This is a genomic window from uncultured Lamprocystis sp., from assembly GCF_903933125.1.
In the GTDB taxonomy this organism is placed as follows: domain Bacteria; phylum Pseudomonadota; class Gammaproteobacteria; order Chromatiales; family Chromatiaceae; genus Thiodictyon.
In genome coordinates, this window is record NZ_CAIZIZ010000134.1 from 1 (window position 1) to 10,724 (window position 10,724).

General features: G+C 66.2%; 5 protein-coding genes and 1 pseudogene. 4 read left to right on the forward strand and 2 right to left on the reverse strand.

Annotated features, from left to right (window positions below):
- A pseudogene (locus tag QZY03_RS06365) lies at nt 1-307 on the forward strand (hypothetical protein); the annotation flags it as partial.
- Between the two features lie 435 nt (nt 308-742).
- On the opposite strand, the gene QZY03_RS06370 reads toward QZY03_RS06365, so the two are convergent.
- Both QZY03_RS06370 and hemE read right to left on the reverse strand, forming a co-directional pair.
- Entirely contained in the window at nt 743-2,782 is a 2,040-nt protein-coding gene (locus tag QZY03_RS06370; protein ID WP_295579222.1) for a hypothetical protein, read from the reverse strand.
- Between the two features lie 53 nt (nt 2,783-2,835).
- Complete coding sequence (gene hemE, locus QZY03_RS06375; RefSeq protein WP_295579224.1) at nt 2,836-3,906, reverse strand: uroporphyrinogen decarboxylase; 1,071 nt, start codon at nt 3,904-3,906, stop codon at nt 2,836-2,838.
- A gap of 167 nt (nt 3,907-4,073) precedes the next feature.
- Between hemE and QZY03_RS06380 the strand changes: the two genes are divergently transcribed.
- The 3 genes from QZY03_RS06380 (at nt 4,074) to QZY03_RS06390 (ending at nt 10,391) form a co-directional block, all read left to right on the forward strand.
- Entirely contained in the window at nt 4,074-4,316 is a 243-nt protein-coding gene (locus QZY03_RS06380) for a hypothetical protein (protein WP_295579226.1), read from the forward strand.
- 172 nt (nt 4,317-4,488) lie between these two features.
- The gene (locus QZY03_RS06385) at nt 4,489-4,821 is read left to right on the forward strand and encodes a hypothetical protein (RefSeq protein ID WP_295579231.1); all 333 of its coding nucleotides are present in this window, start codon (nt 4,489-4,491) and stop codon (nt 4,819-4,821) included.
- A 173-nt stretch (nt 4,822-4,994) separates the two neighbouring features.
- Nucleotides 4,995-10,391 (forward strand): S8 family serine peptidase, encoded by a 5,397-nt coding sequence (locus QZY03_RS06390; RefSeq protein WP_295579229.1) that lies wholly within the window; start codon nt 4,995-4,997, stop codon nt 10,389-10,391.
- Nucleotides 10,392-10,724 lie beyond the last annotated feature (333 nt).

The following is a 10,724-nucleotide window of genomic DNA, read 5'->3' on the forward strand; positions in this document are numbered from 1 at the left end:
CGCCCAGTCGCGTTACTACACCTTTATGGCGTCGGTGAAGTTGCCCTGGACGCGGGTCTGGGAGACGCTGTGGCGGGCCATCCCCGACCCACTGACCGCGGGGCGCTTGCTCCTGGCGCTGGATGATTCGCTCAACCCGAAGACGGGGCGCAAGGTGTTTGGCTGCCAGACCACCTTTGACCACGCGGCCAAGGCCAACCAGAGTCGGTATCCCTGGGCGCAGACCATTGTGACGGTTGAAGCCGGATTTCGGGAAATCAAGCAGGAGGATTGCGGGGGGCCAACAAACCGACGCAAAATCCCCTGATCGCGGCGGTGATGCGGCTCGTGGCGTAATTGAAAACAGGAAACTTCAGTCAAATATAAATGCTTGTTATATATCAGATGAACTGATTTCAGAATCGCAGAAATAGGCTATATGTCTCAACGCTAATGGGAAATGACCCACCCTCTGCTAAGCAACAGAGCCCACCCTTTGGTGTGTACCACAACCGCTCACGGGTGCGGGCGTGTGGGGTATTCATTAGTACACTTTCTTGCTCGGGGAAACCTGGCGCGGGAGAGCGGGACAGGAGTCAGCAGAAGCCGGAGTCAAGTTGACGCCCGGTGAAAGCTGGGGAGAGCGAAGGGCCGAAGCGTCACGAAAGAACCACAGTCTGCATCCCGTCACCCCGACCCGATCATCGACAATCAGGGCAGGGGCGTCCACATCGGTTTTGATTGCACCCCACCCAACCCCCGATCAAGCAAGCGCGCTGCAAGCGGGATAGCTCAGCGCGACCTGCGCCAGCGGCTTGGCCGCACCGGCAGGACTGTAAACGGCGTACCGGGCAAGTTCCGCGGCGGGGAGCCGGCCGATGATCCGTTCGATCTCGGTGAGCCGGGTGCCCTGGCGGACCAGATAGCAGATGTAGGTGTGGCGCAAGGCCGCCGCATCCACCTCATCGGGATGCGACAGCCCGGCGTCGTGGGCCAGGAGTCCGATGCGGGCCAGGAGTCCGGCCGCCCCGCCGCCCGCGGGGTCGTCGCTCCACAGCGGCAGCGGCCGGTGCCCGCCAAACAGCGCCGCCAGGGCCGGGCTCAGGCGGATGATCCGACCGTCGCCCGGCGCTTGCACCGTGCCGGCCGCCAGGTCGATGGCGCGCACATCGAGCAGCACACATTCCGCTGGCGTGATCCCGGACAGCACCAGGCCCATCAACTGGCGGGTCGCCGAGTCCGCCAGTTCGAGCAGGGCGCGAACCTCGCCTGCCAGGAGTTCGCGTCGACCGATGCCCGGCAGGCTCAGGGGCCTGTCATCCGCCGGGATCGCCCCCTGGTCTTGGCCCTGAGACAACAAGGCACCCGCCGCCGCGGTATCCCTATCGACCGAAAGCCGGGAATCGCCGGCGAACACCCGGACCCCGGTGACCGGCAGTTGCTCGTCCGCGGTGCGCTCACGCCGAGTCAGAAACTCCGTCAGCAGCACAGCCAGCAAGGCGGTCAGACCCGCCACCGCCAGGGTGTAACTGAAATCGCGCCAATAGTCGGGCTGGAAGGGACGGCTGGGAACAAAGGCGGGCTCCAGCACCTTGACCTGCGCATACCGGGCCGGCGCCTTGGTCTTGACCTCCACCAGGCGCTGTTCCAGACCGCGATGCAGTTCGTCGATTTGCTCCAAGTCCTTCTTGAGAGTCTCATAACGAGCGAAACGGGCGGTGAACCCTGACGCCTCGGCCCGCTGAACCGCCAGTTCCTGCTCCAGTACGCGGCTCTGGCGCCGCGCCCGCTCCACCTCACGGGTCAGGGTGGAGCGCAGAAAGTCACGGCCCTTGGCGCGCTGCTCCTTGATCCGTGCCTCCAACTGGTCCAATTGGATCGGCAACTCCTTCAGGGTCGGTTCGTTTTCCAGATAGACCTTGGTGTAACGCTTGGCCAGGCCCGCGAGTTGAGCGCGCAGTTTCCCGGCCTCGGTCTCCAGTTGCTCCAGGGTGCCCTGCTCGGCGGGCGGAACGACCGGCTCGCCGCGGTCGATCGCCTCTTCCAGGGCCGCGCGTTGGGACTCGGCTTTCACCTGCTCGGCCCGGGCCGTTTCCAGCTCCTTGGTCAGGGCCTTGAGGCGCGCCAGCGCCTGATTGCCGTCCCGCTCCATGGTGTCGATGCCGTGTTCCAGGCGATATCGGTCCAGGGTCGCGGCCTGCGCGCGCTTTTGGGCATCGAGTCGCGCGTATTCGTCCTGCAGTCGGGCCAGGGTGCCGTCCACGTCCCGCTCGACCTGCGCCTGGCGCCGCTCCAGATAGGCCTGGGTCCAGGCATTCACCAGGACCGCCAGTTGCCGCGGCTCGCTGCCGGTCGCGCTCAACGCCACCAGATTGGTGCCGGGCGTGGGCTGCACGTCGAGGCGCGCGCGCAAGGCCTCGGGGTCCAGTTCGCCGGTTTCGGGGGCGGTGCGCGCGGCCCGCTCCAGGGTCTCCTGCAAGAGGTCCTGGGCCAGCAGGATGCGGCCCTGGACCGCCAGATTCTGCGGGTCGGCACCGTCTGCGCCGGCACTGTAGCCGATCCCTTCCGGCACCTCGATCAGCACGGTTGCCGTCGCCCGGTACAGGGCCGGTCGGGTGAAATTCCATGCCGACCCGCCCGCCAGGACCAGGAGAAACACCAGCGCGAACACTCTGAAACGCGCGGCCTGACGCAGCGGTTGACGCACGGTCGCGGATCCCGGCGACCGCGACAGGATTTCCACCTGGGGCGGCGGTGCGCCGCCGCGAATCTCAGCTGATGTGTCGCGGCTGCTGGGCTGCACGGGCGGTCCTCCAGGGTCGCGTGACGCGGTCGGCCACCGGCCCGATCAGATGATCAGGTCCCCTGGTGATAGGCCGGGCTCAGTTCATGAACCGCGGCGACCATGGCCCCGGCGTGCTCGGGGTTGACGTCCGGGGTGATGCCATGGCCCAGATTGAACACGTGCCCGTTGCCGTGACCATAGCTCGCCAGCACCGCCGCCACCTCCTCACGAATGCGCTCGGGCGAGGCATAGAGCACGCAGGGATCAAGATTCCCCTGCAGCGCGACCCGGCCGCCAACCGCGCGGCGGGCGTCGGCCAGGTCGGTGGTCCAATCCACGCCCAGGGCGTCGCAGCCGGTCTGGGACATACGGTCCAGCCACTGGCCGCCGTTCTTGGTGAAGAGCACCACCGGCACCCGCCGCCCCTCAGCCTCGCGCGTCAGACCCGTCACCACCCGCTGCATGTAGGCCAGCGAGAACTCCTGATACTTGGTCGGGGTCAGGGCGCCGCCCCAGGTATCGAAAATCATCACCGCCTGGGCGCCGCGGGCGATTTGGGCGTTGAGATACACGGCGACCGCGTCGGCGACCTTGACCAGCAGGCTATGCAACAGATCCGGCCGGTCATACATCATGCCTTTGGTGTGCGCATAGTTCTTGGTCCCACCGCCCTCCACCATGTAGGTGGCCAGGGTCCAGGGACTGCCGGAGAAGCCGATCAAGGGCACGCGGCCCTGCAGTTCACGCCGGATCAGACTGACCGCGTCCATCACGTAGCGCAGCCCATCCTCCGGGTCGGGCACCACGATCCGCTCCACGTCCGCGGCCGAGCGCACCGGGCGCTCAAACCGCGGCCCCTCACCCTCACCGAAAGAGAGTCCGAGACCCATCGCATCGGGGATGGTGAGGATGTCGGAGAACAGGATGGCGGCGTCGAGCGGGAAGCGATCCAGGGGCTGGAGCGTGACCTCGCAGGCCAGTTCCGGGTTCATGCACAGTTGCATGAAGCTGCCGGCCTTGGCGCGGGTCGCCCGGTACTCGGGCAGGTAGCGCCCGGCCTGGCGCATCATCCACACGGGGGTGTAGTCCACGGGCTCGCGCAGCAGGGCGCGCAAAAAGGTATCGTTCTTGAGCTGAATCACGGTGCTGGGGCTTCCAGGTCGGGGGTTGAGCGAAGATCGCAATGGCATGGATGCGCAGGATACACCAGGCCGGCCCTCGGACCCCAGACAAGGCGCGTTGCGACGCTGTGGGATCGACGTCCCGCCGCGATGCGTGGCCGCGGTCACCTGCGACCCATAAGGAGACGATGCGACTGTATTGCCGGTCGCTGTCGGAAGATCATCGCCGGCGCTACGCCGCACTGGAGGCCTTGAAGATTGGCTTCGGCGGTGTCGCGTATGTGGCCCGGGTCTTGGGGATGAGCCGACGCACCCTCTATAGCGGGATTCGCGAACTGGAGCAGCTGCGCGACGTGACGCGAACCGTCCGCAACGTCCCGGTGGGGGCGCCACGCGCATCCGGCGCCCCGGCGGCGGGCGACCGCCGTTGACGTCGGACGAGCCGGTCTTGCGCGAGGCACTCAGCGCGGTGCTGGAGGCCCACAGCGCGGGCAGTCCGACCGATCCACTGGCCGCGGGACGCCACATCACCGAGTTGCGCCGCCGCGCCCGCGAGCGTGGCACGCCGGTGTTATATGCATCGACACCAAGAAAAAGGAACTGCTGGGACCCTCGCACCGGCGCGGGCAGTGCGATAGCACTGTCCCGCAACGCGTCCGCGACTATGATGATCACCATCCGGCCGGTGGGGTGCTCGTGCCGCACGGCGTCTATAACGTGGTGGCCAACCGCGGCTTCATCGCCCTGGGGACCTCGCACGGCACCAGCACCTGCGCCTGCGACGCCCTGTTCTTGGCCTGGACGCTGCTGTTCTGCTATTGCTATCCCACGGCCACGGAAATCCTGGTGCTCTGCGATGGCGGCAGCAACAACACGGCGCACTCCCTGCGCTATCCGTTTATTTGGCATGATCCGAGCCTTTGGCAATGGAATTAGGTGTTTGCTTTAAAAGGTTTTTCTTAATAGAGATGTATAACAAATTTTTTCTTCTTTACTAAACTTTACTCACGCAACTAATGTTTGCTTGTCAAAAAACCTTAGCAATAGTTTAAGATACTGGAGTGGACCCTTTGGAAAACCCTAATTTCATCAGCCCGGTTAGAAAAATCTTGCAGAATCAACGCAAAAGTTGGCTACCGGCAACCTTCCTGGTCACCAGCGCCCTCGCCTTCTCAATCATTGGGACAAAGTTGACGGTGGCCCAGGATACGCCGGCTCGGCCATCCCCCAGCCCGAGCGGCGTTAGCTTCAACAAGGCCATCGTTGCGGCTGGCGGGTCCGACGCCAGCCAGCCCGGATTCACCCTCTGGCACGACTATGGTCCCTTTGCGCTATACAAGGTCAGCGACGCGGCGCGGGCCAGCCTGGCGGCCTCGACCTCGGGCCAGGTGCAGATGGACCCCCTCATGGACCGGCTGCAATTCGACCGGCACCCGGTGGATACTCAGTCGGGTCGAACCGCCCTCCCACCGCTCCTGACGGCCAATGAGGAGACCGGGGGTGCCCTGCATGTGATCCAGTTCGTCGGCCCCATCAAGGACGAGTGGCTGGACGCCATCGCCGCCACCGGCAGCCGGCCCATTCAGTACATCGCCACCAACGGTTATCTCGTGTGGACCGACGGGGCGGGCCGCAGCCAGTTGGACACCCTGGCCAATGCCCGCGAGGTCGTGCAATACAGCGCGCCTTATCAGCCGGCCTTCAAACTGGGCGCCTCGATCGAACGGCGTATCCTCGCCGGCGGTGATGCGGAGGAGGTCGTGCCGGTGGTCATCCAGATCTATAACCATCCGGGCAAGCAGGCTTCGCAGCACCTCATCGCCAAACTGACGGTGGAGCGTTTGTCGGACTGGTCGCCCGTCCTGGCCTTCGAAAACGTCATCGTCAGGGTGCGGGCCGCGGACCTGCTCACCATCGCCCAACTCCCCGATGTCGTGTGGGTGGGCGAGCGTTTGCCGCGCGAGATGCACGACGAGGTCCAGGCGCAGATCGTCGCCGGCCACCTCGACGGGGCGCAGGCCGGTCCCAGCGGACCCGGCTACAAGACCTGGCTGGACTCACTCGGCTTCAGCCAGAATCCGGCCGACTACCCCATCGTGTCGGTGGCGGACGATGGCGTCGGCAACGGCAGTACAGCCAACGGCGCCGGGGATGTCACGCTGACCCGCTTGGGCGACGGGACCACCAGTCGGGTCGCCTTCGCTCGGAACTGCACGATCGACGCCAGCGCCGACGGCGGGGCCGGTCACGGCCACATCAACACCAGCATCGTCAGCGGTTACGACACCCGCCCGGGTACCCCCTATCAATTCCCCAGCACCTACCAGCGGGGACAGGGGATCAGCCCCTACGGCCGCACCGGCAATACCAAGGTCTTCGCCAACGACGGCTCCTGGGACATCTCGGCCTGCGGCAACAACGAGGCCGGGGTGATCAAGAGTGAGCAGGACAGCGGAGCGCGGATCAGTTCCAACTCGTGGGGCGCCGATAGCGGCACCTATGACGAGTCGTCCCAGGCCTATGACGCGGGCGTCCGGGACGCGGACCCGAGCGAGGCCGGCAACCAGTCGATGGTCTTTGTCTTCTCGGCCGGCAACAGCGGATCCAGCGCCGGCACCATCGGCTCGCCGGGCAACGGCAAGAACATGATCACGGTCGGCGCCTCGGAGAACCAGCGCCAGATCGACGAGAACGGCAACTGGACCGACGGCTGCGACACCGACCCCACCGGCGCGGACAACGCCATGGACGTGATCGACTTCTCCAGCCGCGGGCCGGCCCCGGGCGGCCGGGTCAAGCCGGAGGTCATCGCCCCCGGCACCCATATCCAGGGCACGGCCAGCACCAGCACCGCCTACGACGGCACCGGCGTGTGTGATCGGTTCCGACCCACCGGCCAGACGCTCTTCGCCGCCTCCTCCGGCACCAGCCACTCGGCCCCCGCGGTTGCCGGCGTGGCGTCGCTCTATTACCGCTGGCTCCAGACGCAGTACAGCCTGACGACGCCCAGCCCGGCCGTCGTCAAGGCCTATATGATGAGTCACCCGACCTACCTGACCGGTGTATCGGCCAACGACACCCTGCCCAGCAACAGCCAGGGCTATGGCATGCCGGATATGAAGACGGCCTTTGATAATACCTCGCGCACCTTGCTGGACCAGACGCGGACCTTCGGCAGTACCGGCCAGACCTGGACCTGGAACGGCTCGGTCGCCAACACGGCCAAGCCGGTGCGCATCGCCCTGGCCTATACCGACGCCCCCGGGGCCCTCGGCACCAGCCCGCAGGTCAACAATCTCAACCTCACCGTGGTCGTTAACGGCGTCACCTACCTGGGCAACCGGTTCACCGGCCAATGGAGCACGACCGGCGGCACGGCCGACAGCGCCAACAACTACGAGGCCATCTACCTGCCGGCCGGGACCAAGGGCCCCGTCACCATCACGGTGACCGCGGCCAACATCGCCGGCGACGGCGTGCCCGGCAATGCCGATCCAACCGATCAGGACTTTGCACTGGTCTGTTACAACTGCACGCAACAGGTCGATTTCTCGCTGACCGGCACCCCGTCCACCCGGGCGGTCTGCGCGCCGTCCAGCGCGTCCTACACCATTAATGTCGGCTCGATCCTGGGTTTCGCCAATCGGGTGACCCTGGGCGCGACCGGCCAGCCGTCCGGCACGACCGCGACCTTCAACCCCAATCCGGTGACCCCGGCGGGCACCAGTGCCTTCGCCATCGGCAACACCGGCGCGGCCACCCCGGGCGCCTACACGCTCCATGTGAGCGGCGCGGCCACCGGCGGGATCTCCAAGTCCATCGACCTGGGCCTGAGCCTGTTCAACGCCGCCCCCGGGGCCGCGACCCTGACGGCCCCGGCCAACGGCGCGTCCAATGTGTCCGCCACCCCAACCTTTGCCTGGACCCCGTCGGCACGGGCCGCCACCTACGCGATCGAGGTGGCCACCGATGCCGGATTCTCCACCATTGTGGCCTCGGCCACCGGCCTGACCAGCCCGACCTGGACCCCCGGAACGACCTTAAATACCGGGATCCCGTATTTCTGGCGCGTGCGCTCCGGCAATGCCTGCGGCACGGGGGGTGACTCCGCCGTGTTCCAGTTCAGCACCCTGGCCGCCCCCGGTGACTGCGGCCCCGGCACGACGGCGAATGTGTTGTACCAAACCGGCTTCGAGGACGGGGCGGGCGCCTGGACCAGCAGCGGCACCGGCAACACCTGGGCGCTCGCCACGACCAACCCGCACAGCGGGGTGCAGCACTTCCATGCGAACGACCCCGCGGCGGTCTCCGATCAACGGCTCGCCGCGCCGGTCGTGACCTTACCGACCGGCCAGAACCCGCTGACGATGAAGTTCTGGCACGCACCGAATCTCGAGAAGAGCAGCAGCGTCTGCTTCGACGGCGGCATCCTGGAGATGACGACCGATGGCGGCACCACTTGGACCCAGGTGCCCGCAGCCAGCCTGCTGGTGGGACCCTACACGCTGCCGGTCTCCGCCGACTTCGAAAACCCGCTCGCTGGACTGAAGGCCTGGTGCGGTACGAGCTCGACCTACATCAACACCATCGTCGATATCAGCGCCTATGCCGGGCAGACCGTCCAGTTCCGCGCTCGACTGGGCTCGGATGACTCAGAGGGCAGGCCCGGCTGGGATTTGGACGATGTGAGAGTTCAGAGTTGTCGGCCAACGACCCCTCCGACCATTTCCGTCAATCCAACGACTCTCGGCAGTACCCAACCCGTAGGCAGTCTGACCAATAAGACACTGGATATCGGTAACGCCGGGGAGGTCAGTCTCGCCTGGACGATCACCGAGAAGAACGCTGTGGTGAGCAAGGCCGAGGCCACTGCGCCAAACGCCCGACGTGTCCCCAAGCGGACCGGGACCAGCGCACCGCGCGCCCTGTTCAATCCCGCCGCAGCAATGATTGGCGAGGGCTTTCCAGTCGTTGGCGATGGCGACGATATCCATCTCGGTGACGCCGATCCTTCCTGGCCAACTAATTGGACCTGGGCGCAAAGCGTCTTCAATTTGACGCCTCTCCTTCCCAAAGGGGCAGTGCGTCTGGGTTTCCGCTATGTCGGAAGCGACGGCGCCGAGGTCCTTTTGGACGAGATCCTTCTGGATGGGAATACGCAACCAGTCATCTGCTCATCGCCGTCGGAGGTTCCCTGGCTCGGCGTCAGCCCCACGACCGGCAACACGTCTCCCGGTCAACACTCCTCAGTCACCGTGAGCTTCGATTCTCGTGCCCTGGCCGTTGGCAGTTATCAGGCGAACCTGTGCGTTGCCAGCAACGACCCGGTCAAGCCCGTGGTGGCGGTACCGGTCACTCTGGAGGTCAACGGCAGCAGCAACTGCCAAGCGACGGCCATGACCATCGGTCCGGAGGTCTTCGGCACCGGCATCCAGAGCCGTGCCTCGCAGCAGAGCATCAACACCCAGGGTGCGGTCGTGGTCCAGAGCGGCGCCGACCTGACCTTCCGGGCACCCGTCGTGCGCCTGCAACCGGGTGTGCGGGTGGCCGCCGGTGCCGTCTTCCACGGGCGCGGGGAGGCGGTAACCTGTCCGGCCGCGGCCAGCGCCAAACCGGCCAGCAGCACCACGCCGAGCCAACCGGACCTCGCCGCCCAACGCTCACCCGGCGGACCCCAGCCGATTGCCCGACTCGACCAGTTGCCCGCCTGGGTCCAGGCCGTCCTCGTCGCCCAGGGGATAGACCTCGCCGCCGCCAGCCACGGACTCCTCGACCCCGCGGGATTCTGGCTCCTGTTCGAGACGGCTCAGGCCCTGGACTCCGCCGACCGGAACGAGGCAAGCGACCTCTATCGGCTCGATCTCCTGGCCGAGCGGCTCAGTCTCCTCAGCCGGACACCGGCGGGTCAGGCCGGCAACGGCCCCAGCGGCTACTCGGCGACCGATGCTTCCGGCGAATGGGTGGTCTTCCAGAGCGAGGCCGACGACCTGGTGGCGAATGACGACAACGGCGTCACCGACATTTATCTGCACCAGGTCTCCTTGGGTTTGACCCGACGACTCACCGTCACCGCCGAGGCCGCGGCCCATCCGGCGCTTGATGCCGCCGGCGTCGACCTGTGGTTCGACCGCCGCGGCGAGGATGGTCAGCGCCAGATCGTGATCGGGGGACTCTCGGACAGTACAGCCCCGGTCGCCATCGACCAGCGCGTCGGCGCCAATGTCAGCAATCACCACCCGGCTATCAGCCCCGACGGCCGCTATCTCGCCTACCTGGAGGAGACCACCACGGCCGATTCGCGGCGCTGTCAAGTCTTCCTGTACGACCGTGATACCGGGCGGTTCCAGCACCAGTCCTGCCCGGCAGTCCTGGCCGCCGCCCCTGAAGACGCCTGGCCGCACTTCAGCGCTGACGGCTCGTCGTTGGAGTGGGACCTCCCCGGTGCGGATCAGCCGGCGAACCTATCCAATCTGCTGTGGGTGCAACCGATGATGAAGCGGCAGTGAGAATTGCCGGACAATCCTCTACCGGGATATCTTCCAGGGTCGGAACGAGTCGACCCTCGGTCGCCCCGCCGTAAACCTGCACGTCGGGTAGCGCGGCGGCGGCGGCGGCGGCCGCGACCAGAGGCCCCTGTTCCGGACGAACGGATTCGACACGCGTTGTTCAATCTCGGTCTCGCGTGGTTAAATTCTCGGCCTTGGTCATCGTTCCGACCACTGACGGTCGCGGCTTTACCGTGAAAGTCGCGCAGCGACCCCGTGGGAGCAGCGTCCCGCCGCGATGGGGCCGGGCGCGTAACCCGACCGTTCGGGGTGACCGCGGCATCCATCGCGGCG